Below are 17,324 nucleotides of genomic sequence, written 5' to 3'. Positions count from 1 at the left end.
TGAGATTCGAGAAACAGATTGTCGCGGCTTATGCCGCAATTATTGTGGCGAATCTAGAGCGAGGGCGTGTCCGGCCTATGGTTTTGCAATCCTGACAACCAGATCGGCCAGTTTGACCGTCGCATCGGGACGTCCGATGGCAACTGCGGCTGTTGCCATGCTTTCCAGTTGCTGCGGGTTGGCCGCCAGCGCGGCCAGCCTGGTGGCCAGTTGTTGCGGGGTGAGCAAGTGCTGGGCCACCACCTCTGCTCCGCCGGCCGCAGCAAGGACTGCTGCATTGGCAGCCTGATCGTGATCCAGCGCATAGGGATACGGCACCAGCAGCGAGGGCCGTCCCAGAACTGCAAGTTCAGATACGCTCGAGGCGCCTGACCGGGCAACGACAAGATGCGCATCAGCAATCCGCTCCGGCAGGTCCGGAAAAAACGGCGCCAGGTCGACCCGCATGTTGAGCGCTTGAAATTTCGCCTCGCAGGCCGCCCGGTCCTCATCGCGTACCTGCAGTGTCAGGGCCATGCGGCTGCGCAATGTGTCATCCAGCAAGGCCATGGCCTCTGGCAGAAGTTGCGAAAACACCTGTGCGCCCTGACTGCCGCCGAACACCAGCAATTTAAAAGGGTCCGCCTGTCCGGGTGCGGCAAACGGCTTGCGCGCCAGCAGAACCGCTTCGCGGACCGGATTGCCGGTTTCGCAATCTTCCGCCCTGCCAGCGAAGGCCGGGCCAGGAAGGCTGCGTGCGCCGGCAGCAGCAAAGCGCGCCAGGAACCGGTTTGCACGACCGGGCGTGGCATTGGCCTCGTGAAGCACGATTGGTACTTTCAGAAGGGCGGCGGCAACGCCGGGAGGCGTCGTTGGATAACCGCCGAAACCGACAAACACCGAGGGCTTCAGGCGCTGAACCAGCCGGAGTGCAGACCCTGTGCCGCGCGCCAGCGACAGCACTGCGCGAACTGCTTTTAACGGTGAAGCAACCGATGGCGTGGCTGATTGTATCTCGTGAACCGGAATATTTTCAAATCCGCTTAGAAAATGGCTTGCCCTGGTATCCGTTGCCAGATGCACGTCCCAGCCACGGGCCATCAGCTCGCGGCCAAGAGCCTCGGCGGGAAACAGATGGCCGCCGGTTCCACCAGCGGACAGCAGGGCGATTCTAGAGCGCATGGCGGAGTTCAAAGTCCGATCCGAATGCCAGCCGCGACGTGTCGAGACGTTTCCTGGACAAGGCCAGAACCATACCCATGCCAATGGCCACGGCCATTGTCGACGAGCCGCCATAGGACACGAAAGGCAATGTCATGCCTTTGGAGGGAATCAGATCCAGATTTACAGCCATATTGATGATCGCCTGAACCCCGAACAGCGCGATCAGGCCCGAAATCGCGAGGCGAGTGAAGGCATCATGCTGCTTCAATGCATGGCTGAAACCGCGCATCACGATGAAGGTGAACAGCGCCACCAGTAGCAAAGTGAAAATGATGCCATATTCCTCGGCCGCCACGGCGAAAATAAAATCGGTATGAGAATCGGGCAGGATGTTTTTCACTGTCCCCTCACCCGGCCCGCGGCCGAACCAGCCGCCAGTGGTGAAGGATTCCAGGGCGGTATCGACCTGGAACGTATCGGCATCTTCCGGATTGAGGAATTTGTCGAAGCGGGCTGCCACGTGAGGGATCAGAGTATAGGCGGTCAAAATTCCAACAACGCTGAGCCCGGCAAGACCTATGATGAAAAACCAGGGCATTCCGGCAAGAAAGAAAATGCCACCCCAAACCATGACAATCAGCATGGTCTGGCCGAAATCAGGCTGTAGAACAAGCAACCCGGTGACAATGACCAGCAATCCAACGGCGATGGCGTGGCCATGAATATCGGGGCGTTTCGGCCCTTCGGCAAACAGCCAGGCACAGATCACGACAAAGCCCGGCTTTACGAATTCAGAAGGCTGCAACGAGAATCCGGCAACAAACAGCCAGCGGCGCGCACCCTTGGCTTCAAACCCGACAACAAGGGTGGCGATCATCATCACAATTCCGCCGATCAGCAATAACAGAGCCAGTCGGCGCACTTGCCGCGCGTTAAGAAAGGAAATGCCGATCATGACCAGCAGGGCGGGCACGGCGAAAATAATTTGGCGGATGACAAAGTGATAATTGTCAAGTTTCAGGCGCGCTGCAATCGGCGGGCTGGCAGCAAAGGACAGCACGATTCCCGCGATCATCAAAGTCAAAAGGGCGGTCAGTAAATACCGGTCAATGGTCCACCACCAATTGGCGAAGCGGCTTGTATCGGCGCGCGAGACTTTCATGATGGGCGTCCTTGCAGGGTGTCATGGGAAAGATGGTCGAGAACTGCCGCGCGAAATGTCTCCCCGCGCTCCTCAAAATTAGCAAACTGATCAAAACTGGCACAGGCCGGAGACAACAGCACAGTGACATCTGCCGCCTCATCCCGGCGGGCATCCTCCAGCGCCGCCGCGGTCGCCGCCTGCAGGGTCTGAAACAGCGCAAACGGGACATGGCCATCCAAGCTGGCGGCAAACTCATCACGTGCATCACCGATCAGATAGGCTTTGGCAATGCGTGGAAAATGCTCTGCCAAACTGGCGATGCCACCGGATTTCGGCACGCCGCCGGCAATCCAGTAAATATGCTCAAAGCTCAGCAGCGCACGACCGGCAGCGTCGGCATTGGTCGCCTTGGTATCATTGACAACACGAACCCGGCCCTGCTGTGCAATGGTCTCCATGCGGTGCACAAGTCCGGGAAACGAAATCAACCCGGCTGTGATTTGTTGATCAGACAGGCCGCAATTCCGGCAGGCCGCAAACGCAGCCGCCGCATTTTGCGCATTGTGGGCACCACGCAGATTTTCAGCCTGCGAGAGATCAAAAACACGGCGCGTGCTGCCACCGGCCGCTTCAACCAGCCAGCCATTCTGCATCATGAAGCCATCGCTGACAGGGCTGCGAATGCCGATACGGGTCAACGGTTTGGCAGCGGCTTCCATGATGTCCGCCAGTTTCGCGCCGAACCGATCGTCTATGCCGATCACCGCAGCGCCGGACTGTTCAATCATGCGCGCCTTGATTGCAGCATAATTTTCCAGCGTGCCATGACGATCCAGATGATCCGGACTGACATTGAGAAGCACACCGATGGAAGGGGCAAGGCCGGGTGCCAGATCAATCTGATAGCTTGAACATTCGACAACGTGAATCCGCCCTGCTGCAGCAGGGGCGAGTGACAGGATCGGCGTACCGATGTTACCGCCCATTTCGACGGCCCGTCCGGCCTGATTGAGGACATGAGCAATCAACGCCGTGGTTGTGGATTTACCATTGGTTCCGGTGATGGCGATAAAAGCGCTGTCGGGAGCGTGAGCGGCGCGCTCGCGGCAGAATAATTCGATATCGCCGATGATTTCCACTCCGGCATTTCTGGCAAGATCCACCGTCCAATGCGGTCTGGGATGGGTCAGCGGAACACCGGGGGCCAGCACCAGGGCATCAAGCGCGGAAAAATCAACCTGACGCAGATCCCGAGCGGGCAGGCCTGCGTCCAGTGCCGCACTGACCCGGGCCTCATTATCGTCCCACACCACTACATCGGCACCACCGGCCACAAGGGCACTGGCCGTGGACAGGCCGGAGCCGCCAAGGCCAAAAACGGCTACCCGCTTTGCTGACATGGTGGTGACCGGGATCATCGCCTATCTCAACTTCAAGGTCGACAGACCAAGCATTGCCAGAACCACCGCAATGATCCAGAAGCGGATCACCACCTGCGGCTCGGTCCAGCCCAATTGCTCAAAATGGTGGTGGATCGGTGCCATCCGGAAGACACGTTTTCCGGTCAGCTTGAATGAGGTCACCTGGATGATGACCGACAATGCTTCCAGAACAAACAATCCGCCGATGATTGCAAGGACGATCTCATGTTTGGTTGAAACCGCAATGGCTCCGATCATGCCGCCAAGCGCCAGTGATCCGGTGTCGCCCATGAAAATCGCAGCTGGCGGAGCGTTGAACCACAGAAAGCCCAAGCCGGCACCAATCAGTGCGCCGCACAGGACGGCAAGTTCGCCAGCGCCGACAACAAAATGAATCTGCAGGTAATCGGCAAATAATCCGTTTCCTGACAGATAGGCGATCACACCGAAACTGCCTGCCGCAATCATCACCGGCACAATCGCCAGTCCGTCCAGCCCGTCCGTCAGATTGACCGCATTGCCAGCGCCGACGATTACGAAAATCGCAAAGGGGATAAAGAACCATCCCAGATTCCACAGCAGATCCTTGAAAAACGGAAATGTCAGAGAGCTGGAAAACGGTGTATCCCCGATTGACATGACCGTATATGCAGCGATCCCGGCAATGAGAGCTTCCAGCGCCAAACGCGCCTTGCCCGAAAAGCCCTTGTGGCTGGCATTGGTGACTTTCAGGTAATCATCGTAAAATCCGATTGCTCCGAACGCGATCGTTACCAGCAGGACAATCCAGACATACGGGCTGGTCAGATTTGCCCAGAGCAGTGTGCTGCTGATCAGCGCCAGCAGGATGATGAGCCCGCCCATCGTCGGCGTGCCCTGCTTGTCCAGATGTGTAACCGGGCCATCGGAGCGGATCGGCTGCCCCCTGCCCTGACGGCTGCGCAGCCAGTTGATGATCAGCGGACCAAACAGAAACACCAGTAACATGGCAGTCATCATAGCACCGCCGGTGCGCACGGTAATGTAGCGAAACAGATTGAAGACCGGAAGGAATTCCGACGTCTGGCTCAGAAAATAAAGCATATCCGTTTACGCGCCCTCATGTGTGTCTGCTTCGGCAACCGAACCGCGAACAGTCTCGGCCGGTTGGTCCGGCATTGCTGAATGAATGCGCTTTAAAGTGTCTACCAATCCGCTCATGGCCATACCGAGAGACCCCTTGACCATGACAACATCGCCAGGGGAAATTTCCGCAAGCAGTGGCGCCATCAGATCTTTTGAAGTCTCGGTGTGGACGCATTTCCGACTGTCGGCCAGAGCGTCCCAAAGATGTTTCATCTGCGGGCCGCATAACAGGACGCGATCAATCTGTGCCTGTTCAATGGCGCTATTCAGATTGACGTGAAGATGCGCACTTTCACCGCCCAGTTCCAGCATATCGCCCAGCACCACGATCTTTCGACCCCTGGTGCTGAGTTCGCCGAGCATGCCGATGGAGGCTGACATGCTGGCCGGGTTCGCATTGTAACTGTCATCGATCAAAGTGTAGCTGCCACCCTGCAGGAAAAGGGTTTCTCTGGCACCGCGACCGCCCATCAGCTCAAAATTTGAGAGCCCTTGTGCAACATCTACCGTGTCCGCACCCATGGCCTCGGCGGCGGCCAGAACCGCCATCGCATTCTCTGCCAGATAGCGGCCGCTGGTCGGCATCGTAAAGGCAAGATCATCGCCGCAGATGGTTGCGGCAACTATCGAACCGGTTTCCGAAAGCGCAAACTCCACCAGCCTGGCCTCTGCATCGCTGCCAGATCCGAAACTGATCACCCGGTCTGCGCCGGCTTTTGCCGCCTCGGCCTTGAGAAATTCGAAAAACCCATTGTCGCTGTTCAAAATAGCCGTTCCGCCCGGCTCCAACCCGCTGAAAATTTCCGCCTTTGCAGCAGCAATTTGTTCAAGATTATCAAAAAACTCCAGATGCACCGGCGCTATAGTGGTGATGATGGCGACATGCGGGCGAACCATCCTGACCAGAGGGTCGATCTCACCGGGATGGTTCATGCCGATTTCGAAGAGGCCATATTCCGCGTCGAGCGGCATTCGCGCCAGCGACAACGGCACGCCCCAGTGATTGTTGAAACTCTTGACAGAGGCATGGACACGGCCAATTGCAGACAGACCGGTTGCCAGCAATTCCTTGGTGCTGGTCTTTCCAACACTTCCGGTAACCGCAACAATACGCGCAGCGGAGCGGGCGCGCGCTGCCTTTCCCAGTTTCTGCAAAGCCTCCAGAACGTCTGCCACGACCAGAAAAGGTCCAGCTGTGCGGCCAAGAGCAGGAAGCTTGTCTTCGCTGACAATGGCCAGCACAGCACCCTGACGGAATGATTTGGTGACGAAATCATGGCCGTCAAACTTGTCTCCCCTGATCGCGAAGAACAAATCACCCGGCTGGCTGGTGCGGCTGTCAATCGACACTCCGTGCACTGCTTTGGGCTGAGACCCGAACAACCGGCCGCCCATGGCCGCTTCAAGTTCCGCAAAGGTCCACAGCGGCGGACCCTGCGGCGCGACTTTGTCGTGCTTTTTATATTCGCCGCTCGATTTTCGTGCCGCAAGTGCCTTGGCAATCTCTTCATGATCGGAAAACGGCAACACCTCTTTGCCGATGATCTGACCTTCTTCATGGCCTTTTCCGGCCACCACCAGAACGTCGTCTTCAGTCAGGATGGAGACCGCTGTGGCGATAGCCCTGGCACGATCCGCGATTTCGATCGCTCTGGGAGCGGTAGCGAGAATTTCGCTGCGAATGAGTTCGGGGTTCTCGTTACGGGGATTGTCATCCGTGACAATCACCAGATCAGCGTTTTCATGGGCAATCTGCCCCATCAAAGGACGTTTGCCCTTGTCGCGGTCACCGCCGGCACCGACGATTACAATCAGCAGGCGTTTCGGGTAAGGCCTGAGCGCCTGAAGCGTGGAGCGCAGAGCATCCGGCTTGTGGGCGTAGTCGACAAAAATCTGTCCTGGAACACCCTGCATATCAACCAGTTCCAGACGGCCGGAGACGCCTTTCAACTTGGCCAGCGCCTTCAAAACCGCGACCGGGTCGATCTTGCAGGAAATGGCCAGCCCGGCTGCCATCAAGGCATTTTCGGCCTGGAATGACCCCGGCAGAGGTAGAGTTACGTTTTTTTCTTCGCCGAAGAAGCTCAATGTCAGATCCTGCTGCGGCCCGGTTTTTCCATCACGTACCACCAACCCGGTGAGACGGATGTCTTCGCCGATCCGCAAAATGCGCAAATCAGCACTGTCTGCCAGCTCAGCCGCCTTATCGCCCCAGGGCGCATCAATATTGACAACAAAAGGTGCGCCCGTTGGCAGTAAATCTGTAATCAGGCGGGCCTTGGCGGCGAAATAGTCCGCTTCCGTTTGATGGTAGTCCATGTGGTCGCGACCCAGATTGGTAAAGGCTCCTGCGGTCAATTGCACGCCATCAAGGCGGTGCTGATCAAGGCCGTGGCTGGAGGCTTCCAAAGCAACATGATTGACGCCCTCGCGAGCCAGGCGATCCAGGGTTTTATGCAGAAAAACCGGGTCCGGCGTTGTCAGGCCGCCATAATTGACCTGGCCATCCACAATGACGCCCAACGTGCCAATACTGGCGGAGCGCAGTCCGGCGCTTTTGAACATCTGAGCGGTGAAATTGGCTACCGAAGTTTTGCCCGCGGTCCCGGTCACAGCGACAATGATCTTTGGCTGACGCGGATAAAACCGCGCCGCCAGCAGCGCCAGCGCACGCCTGGGATTATTGGACCGGATCAGTGGCACGGATAAGACTGACGGGTCCAGATCCAGTTTTTCATCTATCAGCACGGCAACGGCGCCGGCCTCCACAGCGCTGTCAATAAAGGCGGCGCCATCTGTCTGCACCCCGGAAATGGCAACGAACAGATTGCCACGCTGGACTTTGCGGCTATCGGCACAAATGCCGGTAATCCGCTGTGTCTTCATATCATCGGTCAACTCAGCACTGATCAGGGCAACCCTGTCCGGCGCATCCAGTTTCAGCAGATCTCCAAGACGCATCATTGAATGTCAGTTCCTGTTACTGGGCTGGGCTTGGGACGTCATATTGCGGAATGCCAAGAGCAACATCGCTTTCCATGCGCGGCATCACGCCCAGCATCGGCGCGGCGCGCTTGATGATGGCAGCCACTGTCGGTGCAGCATTGACCCCCGCTGTCGCCCCGCCTCCTTCTTTTTCGGGTTTCGGCTCGTCCATGACAACAAGCACAAGATATTTCGGGTCATCCATTGGAAATGCGGCCAAAAAAGAGTTGAAACGAAGTTGAGACACATATTTTCCGTTTACCACCTTTTCAGCCGTTCCGGTTTTTCCGCCAACACGATAGCCCGCAACCTCGGCCCGGCGCCCGGATCCTTTCAAAGCATTGAGGCGCATGAGATAGCGCATTTTGTCGCTGGTTTCTTCGGAAACCACGCGTTTTGCCAGTAAATCTGCCTCTGCAGAGGTACGCGGGAAAAATGTCGGCGGGATAAGCCTGCCACCATTCACCAGGGCAGAGGCGGCAACGGCTGTCTGCATCGGGGACACGGCAATACCATGACCGAACGAGATCGTGATCTGGCTGAGTTGGCTCCATTTATCGGGAAATTGCGGTGAAGCTGATTCGGGAAGCTCGGTGATCAACCGGCCCATCAGACCCATTCGCGTCAGGAATTCCTTATGGCCTTCAATGCCCACCTGCATGGCCATCTTGGCAGTGCCGATATTCGATGAATAGATGTACACTTCAGGAACCGAGAGAAGCCGCCGTTTTCCGTGAAAATCCTTGATGGTATAGCCCGAGACTCGAAGCGGCCTGCTGGCATCGAAAGTGTCCTGCATCGTTACCAGACCACTGTCCAGTGCCATGGCCGAGGTGAACGTCTTGAAAATTGATCCCATCTCGAAGACGCCGGCCGTCGCCCGGTTCATTCTCTCTTTTTCCTGAGCCTGTGTCGGAATGTTCGGGTCATAATCAGGCAGCGAAGACATCGCGATGACTTCACCTGTATTGACATCAAGCACTATTCCGATTGCCGCGATTGCCTGATAGCGCTCCATGGCCTGGCTCAACTCGTTGCGCACAATGTGCTGAACCCGCAGATCTGTTGACAATTTCACCGGCTCAAGGTTGCGCTCCATCTGCAGACCGGCATCCTGAAGATCGGAGAGCCCCTGTCCGTCAATGTATTTCTCGAGACCGGCAATGCCTTCATTATCGACATTCACCAGTCCCAATATATGCCCGGCAGTTTCCTTGCCCGGATAAAACCGACGATTCTCGTTCAAAAATCCGATGCCCGGCAGACCCATGCGATGAATCCGCAACTTCTGCTCCTGGGAGATTTCGCGTTTGAGCCACATGAAGCCGCGTTTGCTGGCAAGGCGATTGCGGTTTTTTTCAGTATCCAGATCCGGGAAAACCCGCACAAGCCCTTCCATCACTTCATCCGCATCAAGCACACGCTTGGGCTCTGCAAACATGGAAAATGTCCTGACGTCCGTTGCCAGAACTTCGCCATTGCGGTCGACCAGGTCCGGCCGGGCGGCGGATACGCCGCTGGATCCGTAAGGGTTGCCGGTGTCCAGTTCACCAAAAACGGCGATACTGACGAGGCGCATGCCGATGATTGCAAAAATTGCGGCAAATAGCGCGATTGCAAGAAACAGGCGCAACCGGGCTTCGTCGCCCCTGGCGGCAAAGGTGCCTTTAATGGCAAAATGACGCCGCACTGACGCGGGAAATGCTGCTTTTGCCCGGACCGCACCGAAGGTTTCTGAAAGCGCCATGATCAGCGTTCCTCGGAATTGATGAAATCAGCAAGACTTGGCGTGCTGGTCTGATTGATGAGCCGGGCCAGATTGCTGCTCTCATACTGGCTGTAGAGCGGCTTTTGGCGTGGCACAATGAGGGACAATGGGGATCTTTCCGGAATCTGATCGATCATCGCGACCTGGTGCGGCGCTAACGCCGACAAGGGCAGGACATCTGCATTATTTTCGACAAGCGCCTGTAATCTGGAAGGCTGGTTGAGCAGGCTCCACTGGGCATTCAGCCGGGAAATATCTTCTTCCAGACCGTTGATTTCCGATACCAGATCTTCGGCGCTCTCTGCTGCCTGTTCAGCCTGATATTTGATTTTATAGGTAACGGCCACCCCGGAAACCATGAAGAGGCAGAGAAACAGTGTCCAGGCATGTCGCAGCATTATGTGTTCCTCATGATTCTAATCCGTGCAGTCCCGGAAGAGACGGGACGCCGAGAGCGGCCATGTCCAAAGCGAAGGCGGGATGTGACGTGCGCTCGCCAACGCGCAATTTCGCTGATCTGGAGCGCGGGTTCTCCTGACACTCCGCCGCGCTGGCAGCCAGCGTTTTGCGGGACTTCAGGTGAAAACTTGGTGGTGCTATCGGGGCCGGTTCCGGTGCATGGCGCGAGCCGCCCAGCCGCGTTTCGCTGCGCGAGTTGAAGAATGTCTTGGTGATGCGATCTTCCAGAGAATGAAAGGTAACGACGACCAGGCGGCCCCCGGGTTTCAACCGCTCTTCAGAAGCAGCCAGACCCATGGCCAGTTCCTCCAGCTCGCGGTTGACGAAAATCCGCAATGCCTGGAACACGCGCGTTGCCGGGTGAATACGGTCTTTCGCCTTGCGCGGAATAATGGCTGTGACGGTGTCCGCCAGATCTGCAGTGGTTGTCAGCGGTTGGGTTGAGCGGCGCTTCAAAATTGCACTGGCTATGCGGCCGGCCTGGCGTTCTTCGCCAAGAAATTTGAAAATATGTGCAAGCTCGCCATGCGAAAGCTGGTTGACGACATCAGCCGCTGTCGGTCCCGAATTGCTCATTCGCATGTCCAGCGGGCCGTTTTGCTGAAATGAAAAACCCCGCTCAGCGGTATCGATCTGCATCGAAGAAACGCCGATATCCAGGACAACTCCGTCCTGAGCCGGTGCCCCGACGGCTTCCAGATGCGCGACCATATCTGAAAATCTGCCCTCGATCAGCGTCAACCGCCGAGGAAATTCCGCGGCCAGTTTTTGACCGGCATCTATGGCCGTGGGATCGCGGTCAAAGCCGTAGACATGAGCCGCCCCCGCCTCCAGCAATGCGCTGGTATAGCCACCGGCACCAAAAGTGCCGTCCACGAAAACACCGCCAGCAACCGGCTCCAATGCAGCCAGCACTTCAGTCAGCATCACCGGAAAATGCGGTCGCAGGTCCATCGAACCATCTTGTGAATTGTCTGCCGCGCTCATGGGTCTGCCGGTGTTGATCCAGGGTTTGTACTGCATCAGCGCGCCGGGAGCGACCTGAGGGAATGGCGTGTTTGGCAACAGCATTGCACTCCCGGTCGATCAGCGTGTGAAAACAGGATTCATCACGTTCCATAAATAGTCAGGTAACGTTAACAATCTGTTTTTGTCTTGCAGTTTGCGGGGCCCCTGTCATTTTCGGGACTTCTGTGACCGGTGGATTGCCGGAAAGAAAAAACCAGTTGGTCTGTAAGCCGGGTTCTGTGTCACATCGTGCTGTTCAGGGGCATGCCACAAGACAAGCACAATGCGCGATGGCCATTCATCTGGGACGCCTGTTGCCAGACGCCTCGTGCAACCTACCCGAATGGCTGGTTCAAAAACAAACCTGATTGAGGATATTATCCTGCAACCGCGCCATTCCTATTCGGTTTTGCTCCCGGTGGGGTTTACCATGCCAGACCTGTTACCAGAGCCTGCGGTGAGCTCTTACCTCACCTTTTCACCCTTACCTTCAGTCGAAATCCGAACGGATAACGTCGTCAGGCGGTACGCTTTCTGTGGCACTTTCCCTGAGATTTCTCTCGCCGGACGTTATCCGGCACCGTGATTCTGTGGAGCCCGGACTTTCCTCCCTGCAACGCTTTCGCACCATGCAGAGCGGCCATCCGACCAACTGGTTATGCTGATGTGGGCCATGGGGTTTTGCGGGTCAAGAGCCTTTTCACGCAAACGCGCCCGGTTTCAGCTCCGCAGCGGCGTTGCTAAGGTTCTGAATCAGATTCAACGGGACCGGCTAAGCTGCCGGCTCCGTTGTAATTTTCGCCAATGCAGTCAGGATGCCAGAGCGCGGATTTCGTCGCGGAATTCATCGACGCAAATGCGTTTGCCGGCGCGTTCCACATGCCAGTAGGTCCAGCCATTGCAGGCTTCAAAGCCCTGCACCAGGGCGCCAACCTTGTGAATCGAGCCGCTGTGAGAGCCACTGACAAGCGAACCATCCACTCTGATTGTGGCTTCGTTGCGGCCTTTGGAATCCGTCAGCTGTTCTCCAGCGGTCAGCAAGCCACTCTCTAATAGCCGGCCAAATGGAATGCGCGGAGCCGCGCGTTTGCCAGCGCTGATCACCAGGGCGTCCCCACTCAGTGGTTCGACAGCAGCAATGCGCGCAAGCGCCGCCTCGCGATAGCCGCGATCGCGTTCAATGCCGACGAAATTGCGGCCCAGCAATTTTGCCACAGCGCCAGTGGTACCGGTGCCGAAAAACGGGTCGAGAACCACATCGCCCGGTTTGGTGCTGGTCAGCAGCACACGCTGCAACAAGGATTCCGGTTTTTGTGTCGGATGGACTTTCTGGCCATTTTCATCCTTGAGACGCTCAGAGCCGTTGCAGATGGGAATGTGCCAGTCGGAGCGCATCTGCGTGCCATCATTGAGCATTTTCATGGCTTCATAATTGAAGGTGTAGCTCTTGGCTTTCTGATCGCGCGACGCCCAGATCATTGTCTCATGAGCATTGGTAAAGCGGCGGCCCCGGAAGTTGGGCATCGGATTGGCCTTGCGCCAGATGACATCATTGAGCATCCAGAAACGCAAATCCTGCATCAATGCACCAACACGAAAAATATTGTGATAGGAGCCGATCACCCAGATGGTTCCGTTCGGCTTCAGAACGCGCCGTGCCGCCAGCAGCCAGGCGCGGGTAAAGGCGTCATAGGCTTCAAATGAGGAAAACTGGTCCCAGGCATCATCGACCGCATCTACCTTGCTCTGGTCGGGCCGGTGCAGATCGCCCTCGAGCTGAAGATTATAAGGCGGATCCGCGAAGATAACATCGATCGACGCTGCAGGCAGTTTTTCCATCGACGCAACGCAATCGCCGGCGATGATTGTATTCAGCCAATCAGCCCCGGATGGCGAAACATATGAAGATGGTTGCTGAACAGGATTTTCGGCAAATGCAGTTGAAAAGGTCAAAACGCAAAACTCCAATGACACTGCCGGAGTCTGCACTGAACAGGGTAAAGACCGGGTTAGGCTTTATGGTTAACAGGATGTGTAGGCCGCATTTGTCCGGCGCGGGCCACGCCATGAGATTCGTTGCGATATCTGAACGAGCGTCCTCGCCAAGCCACAATTCACCTGTTATAGAAAGTCAAATTCAGAAACCGAGCCGTAAACCAGTTAGATTATGCGTAGATTCAAACTGCCTTTAAAACTGTCCTTGCCCGTGCTGACAATGCTGGTGCTTGCCGGTTGCAATGCTGTCAGCAGCCTGAATCCGATCAGCCGCAAGCCGGTGGTTGATCTCAGCGAGTTTGCCAGTGCCTCATCTACCTATTGTCCCAAAATAGAATTGCGCCAGGGAACAGAAAGTTTCGGCGTCTATGAACGGGGATTTGACGGGAATCGGAAAAAGCTCGTGCATCAGGCGCGGATTGAGAACACCGCTCGCGAATGCACCATAGCAAACGGTCAGTTGCAGATGCGCATCGGCATCAATGGCCGTGTTCTGGCCGGCCCCAGCAGCGCCAGTTCCAGCACAATTTCCGTGCCGATACGTATTGCTGTGGTCAGATTTCAGGACTCCGTCCTGTATTCACAAATTCATCCGGTTTCTGTACAGATTTCCGAATTTGACAAAACACCCGAATTTGTTTCCGTTGTAAATGTTACGGTTCCCTATCCCGCTGACGAGCGCGACTTCATTATTTATGTGGGCTTTGACCGCAAGGACGACGCCTGACACTTTTCCCTTACTAAAAAGACTGTTTCATGCTGATCATTTTTGACTGTGACGGCGTCCTGGTGGATTCCGAAATCATTGCCTCCGAAGTTAATCTTGAACTCGTCAAAGAGTTGGGAATGGAAATTTCGCTCGACGAGTTATCGCTGCGATTCAGTGGTCTCACCGCCACTGCCATTTTTGAACAGGTGGCTTTGGAACTGGCAAGGCCCCTGCCCGATGATATAGCGGAGCGGTCTGACCGGATGCTGGACGAAGCTTTGCAACAGTCGCTGCAGGCCGTCAGCGGCGTCCACGACATGCTCGACGCGCTGGATGGCAGTAGATGTATCTGTTCCAATTCGACCACTGCCCGGCTTGAGCAGAATCTGAAAATCACCAATCTGTATGATCGCTTCCAGCCCCATGTTTTCTCGGCCGTGGAAGTGCGCCAGAAGCTGCCCAAACCCTCGCCGGATGTTTTTCTGCATGCAGCTGAAACCTTCGGTTCCGCACCGCAGCAGACGATTGTCATCGAAGACAGCAGTCATGGCGTCGAGGGCGCTGTGGCGGCCGGAATGCGGGTTATCGGCTTTACTGGCGCCTCTCATTCCTTTGCCGGTCATGGCGAAAGGCTGATGGATGCCGGCGCTGAAACCACGGTCAGTCAGCTGGCTGATGTTCCGGCCACAGTGCAGGCGCTAAGAAGCTGGTCCGGGGTCGGGCTTTAAGACAAACAGTTGCTTGATAAGTCGCGCCTGCGGCGCAATAACGGATCACACAGGACCCTCGCAACTCGCCAGAAATCAATGAAACACGGCAGGACATGATATCGTGCAATATGTAAGCACCAGGGGTGAGGCTCCTGAACTTGGATTTCTCGATACCATTTTAACCGGGCTGGCACGCGACGGTGGACTTTACATGCCGGCAAGCTGGCCCCGGCTTTCCGTTTCCCAGATCAGGTCACTGCGCGGCAAACCTTATGAGGACGTGGCGTTTGCCATCATGTCCCCATTTGTCGATGGGGAAATTCCCGATGATGTTCTGAAACAGATCATCCACGATGCCTACGCCACATTCCGCCATCGTGCGGTGGCCCCGCTGGTGCAGACCGGCCCGGATGAATTCATTCTGGAACTGTTCCACGGACCGACCATGGCCTTCAAGGATGTCGCCATGCAATGGCTCGCCCGGGTGATGGATTATGCCCTGGCCGAGCGCGGACAGCGGGCCACAATCATCGGCGCCACATCAGGTGATACCGGCGGTGCGGCAATCGAGGCTTTCAAGGGACGCGACAATACGGATATCTTCATCCTGTTTCCCCAAGGCCGTGTTTCCGATGTGCAGCGGCGGCAGATGACGACGGTGTCTGACGCCAATGTTCATGCCTTGGCCATAGAGGGAAATTTTGACGATTGCCAGGCTCTGGTAAAGGCCATGTTCAATGATCTGAAATTTCGTGACAGCGTTGGGCTGACTGGCGTGAACTCGATTAATTGGGGCCGGATTCTGGCGCAGGTGGTGTATTATTTCACCGCGGCTTTGTCACTTGGCGGGCCGGACCGTGCGATTTCCTTTGCTGTGCCGACCGGCAATTTCGGCGACATTCTGGCCGGTTACGTCGCCAAGAAAATGGGCTTGCCGATTGACCGGCTTTTGATTGCGACCAATGTCAATGACATCCTGGTGCGCACGCTGCAGACCGGTCGTTACGAAATCACAGGTGTTACGGAAACCACCGCCCCTTCCATGGATATCCAGGTGTCCTCCAACTTTGAGCGCCTCCTGTTTGAAGCCCATCAGCGCGATGGCGCTGCGGTGCAGCGGCTGATGGACAGCCTCGCTCAGAGTGGTGGCTTTACGCTGTCGCCCCAGACTCTGGCGTTGATTGCAGAAGATTTCGATGCGGCGCGCACAACCCCGTCGCAAACCGCGCAAACCATCAAACAGGTGCTGCAGCAAAGCGGGTATCTGCTGGATCCGCATACCGCAATCGGATTGTTTGCCGCCCGCCAGCACAGCACTTCTGCCACACCGATTGTTACTCTGGGCACTGCGCATCCTGCCAAATTTCCTGATGCGGTTGAAGCCGCCTGTGGCACGTGTCCGGCCCTGCCGGCCTGGCAGGGCGAGCTGATGACGCGCGCGGAACGACAACAGACGCTTGCAAACGAGCTTCAGAGCGTGGAAGACTTCATTTCGGCCCATGCGAGAGTGACAGAAACTTAAAATGTAACCTTGGGAGGGGTGCAGTGTGCTGCAAACAGGTGACCGATGAGCGTTGAGCATACGGTCTTGAGTAATGGTATGACTGTGGTGACCCACGCCATGCCGCATCTTGAAAGTGCTGCATTGGGGGTCTGGGTCCGGTCGGGATCGCGCAATGAGACCCGACGGCAGCACGGTATCTCGCATCTGCTTGAGCATATGGCGTTCAAGGGCACCCGAAACCGGTCGGCCCGCGCCATTGCAGAAGAAATCGAAGCCGTGGGCGGCGATTTGAATGCCGCCACCAGTGTGGAAAACACGTCCTATTTCGCCAGAGTGCTGAAAGACGATGTGCCGCTGGCGCTGGATATCCTGAGTGACATTCTGTTGAATGCTCGCTTCGACGCGGATGAACTGCACCGCGAGCAGCATGTCATACTCCAGGAAATCGGTGCGACACTGGACAATCCCGAGGATCTTGTATTCGACGCCTTTCAGGAAGCGGCATTTAACAATCAGCCGATAGGGCGCACAATTCTGGGGACGGCGGAAACTGTGCAGGGCTTTTCAACAGACGATCTCAGGCAATTCCTGACGGCGCAGTACAAGCCCGCAGATATGGTGGTGTCTGCCGCCGGAGCCGTCGACCACGATGAATTCGTGCGGCAGACTGAAAAGGCATTCGGCGGATTGACCGAGCCGGACAAGCCGATCATCGAACACGAGAAAGCGGCCTATACGGGCGGACAGTTTTTCCAGCCGAAAGACCTGATGGAAGCCCATATTCTGCTGGGATTTGAAGGCCATTCCTATAAGGATGACAGGTTCTATGCGACCCAGCTTCTGGCCAGTGTTCTGGGCGGCGGCATGGCCTCGCGGCTGTTTCAGGAAGTGCGCGAAACCAGAGGCCTGTGCTATTCGATCTATTCCTTCCACTGGGGCTTTTCCGATACCGGATTGTTCGGCATTCATGCGGCGACCGGCCGCGAAGACATTCCTGAACTGGTGCCGGTGGTGCTGGACGAAATGTTGAAAGCCTGCGACGGAATTTCCGAAGCTGAGGTTAGCCGGGCGCGGGCGCAGGTGCGCGCCAGCCTGCTGATGAGTCTGGAAAGTCCGTCCTCCCGTGCGGCGCAGATTGCCCGGCAGATGCTGGTGTTCGGACGTGTCATCGATCTGAACGAACTGGTGGCGAAGATCGATGCCATTACGCCGGCGGATCTGCGGGATCTTGGCGGATCGCTGTTCACAAACAGACCACCGACACTGGCATCAATCGGCCCGATTGACGGGGTGGAATCGGTGCTTTCAACTGAAGCCATTTCGGGGCATCTTAAACGGGCTTAGATCAAAAAG

The 17,324-nt window shown here is 56.5% G+C and carries 13 protein-coding genes and 1 other RNA gene; 4 read left to right on the top strand and 10 right to left on the bottom strand.

The window, feature by feature from the left end; genetic code table 11:
- Positions 1–75: 75 nt before the first annotated feature.
- From murG to RAL88_RS17740, 10 genes are all read right to left on the bottom strand, one after another.
- Positions 76–1,173 carry an undecaprenyldiphospho-muramoylpentapeptide beta-N-acetylglucosaminyltransferase gene (gene murG, locus RAL88_RS17785; RefSeq protein WP_371932110.1) on the bottom strand — a complete coding sequence of 366 codons (1,098 nt, stop codon included), beginning with the start codon at positions 1,171–1,173 and terminating at the stop codon, positions 76–78.
- On the bottom strand, positions 1,151–2,305 hold the full coding sequence (gene ftsW, locus RAL88_RS17780; RefSeq protein ID WP_306265285.1) for a putative lipid II flippase FtsW: 1,155 nt from the start codon (positions 2,303–2,305) through the stop codon (positions 1,151–1,153). The genes murG and ftsW overlap by 23 nt, the downstream gene beginning before the upstream one ends.
- Positions 2,302–3,705, bottom strand: coding sequence for a UDP-N-acetylmuramoyl-L-alanine--D-glutamate ligase (gene murD, locus RAL88_RS17775; protein ID WP_306265283.1), 1,404 nt, complete (start codon positions 3,703–3,705; stop codon positions 2,302–2,304). The genes ftsW and murD overlap by 4 nt, the downstream gene beginning before the upstream one ends.
- A gap of 3 nt (positions 3,706–3,708) precedes the next feature.
- Complete coding sequence (gene mraY / locus RAL88_RS17770) at positions 3,709–4,791, bottom strand: phospho-N-acetylmuramoyl-pentapeptide-transferase (RefSeq protein ID WP_306265281.1); 1,083 nt, start codon at positions 4,789–4,791, stop codon at positions 3,709–3,711.
- 6 nt (positions 4,792–4,797) lie between these two features.
- Positions 4,798–7,797, bottom strand: a complete 3,000-nt coding sequence (locus tag RAL88_RS17765; RefSeq protein WP_306265279.1) for a UDP-N-acetylmuramoyl-L-alanyl-D-glutamate--2,6-diaminopimelate ligase — start codon at positions 7,795–7,797, stop codon at positions 4,798–4,800.
- 16 nt (positions 7,798–7,813) lie between these two features.
- Positions 7,814–9,565, bottom strand: a complete 1,752-nt coding sequence (locus RAL88_RS17760; RefSeq protein ID WP_306265277.1) for a penicillin-binding protein 2 — start codon at positions 9,563–9,565, stop codon at positions 7,814–7,816.
- Between the two features lie 2 nt (positions 9,566–9,567).
- Positions 9,568–9,984, bottom strand: a complete 417-nt coding sequence (locus RAL88_RS17755) for a hypothetical protein (protein WP_306265276.1) — start codon at positions 9,982–9,984, stop codon at positions 9,568–9,570.
- A 10-nt stretch (positions 9,985–9,994) separates the two neighbouring features.
- Positions 9,995–11,032 (bottom strand): 16S rRNA (cytosine(1402)-N(4))-methyltransferase RsmH, encoded by a 1,038-nt coding sequence (gene rsmH / locus RAL88_RS17750; RefSeq protein ID WP_306269745.1) that lies wholly within the window; start codon positions 11,030–11,032, stop codon positions 9,995–9,997.
- Between the two features lie 231 nt (positions 11,033–11,263).
- Positions 11,264–11,709: RNase P RNA component class A (rnpB, locus tag RAL88_RS17745), an RNA gene on the bottom strand.
- A gap of 154 nt (positions 11,710–11,863) precedes the next feature.
- Positions 11,864–13,006, bottom strand: coding sequence for a site-specific DNA-methyltransferase (locus RAL88_RS17740; protein WP_371932109.1), 1,143 nt, complete (start codon positions 13,004–13,006; stop codon positions 11,864–11,866).
- Between the two features lie 214 nt (positions 13,007–13,220).
- On the opposite strand from RAL88_RS17740, the gene RAL88_RS17735 reads away from it, so the two are divergent.
- The 4 genes from RAL88_RS17735 to RAL88_RS17720 all read left to right on the top strand — a co-directional run bounded on the left by RAL88_RS17735 (position 13,221) and on the right by RAL88_RS17720 (position 17,315).
- Positions 13,221–13,775, top strand: coding sequence for a hypothetical protein (locus RAL88_RS17735; RefSeq protein ID WP_306265274.1), 555 nt, complete (start codon positions 13,221–13,223; stop codon positions 13,773–13,775).
- Positions 13,776–13,804: 29 nt separating this feature from the next.
- Complete coding sequence (locus RAL88_RS17730) at positions 13,805–14,485, top strand: HAD family phosphatase (protein ID WP_306265273.1); 681 nt, start codon at positions 13,805–13,807, stop codon at positions 14,483–14,485.
- Positions 14,486–14,588: 103 nt separating this feature from the next.
- Entirely contained in the window at positions 14,589–15,989 is a 1,401-nt protein-coding gene (thrC, locus tag RAL88_RS17725; RefSeq protein WP_306265270.1) for a threonine synthase, read from the top strand.
- 45 nt (positions 15,990–16,034) lie between these two features.
- Complete coding sequence (locus RAL88_RS17720) at positions 16,035–17,315, top strand: pitrilysin family protein (RefSeq protein ID WP_306265268.1); 1,281 nt, start codon at positions 16,035–16,037, stop codon at positions 17,313–17,315.
- The last annotated feature ends 9 nt before the right edge of the window (positions 17,316–17,324 follow it).

This window comes from Pararhizobium sp. IMCC3301 (assembly GCF_030758315.1).
In the GTDB taxonomy this organism is placed as follows: Bacteria; Pseudomonadota; Alphaproteobacteria; order Rhizobiales.
The sequence above is the reverse complement of the archived record's forward strand: the minus strand, read 5'-3'. Positions and strand labels throughout refer to the sequence as shown.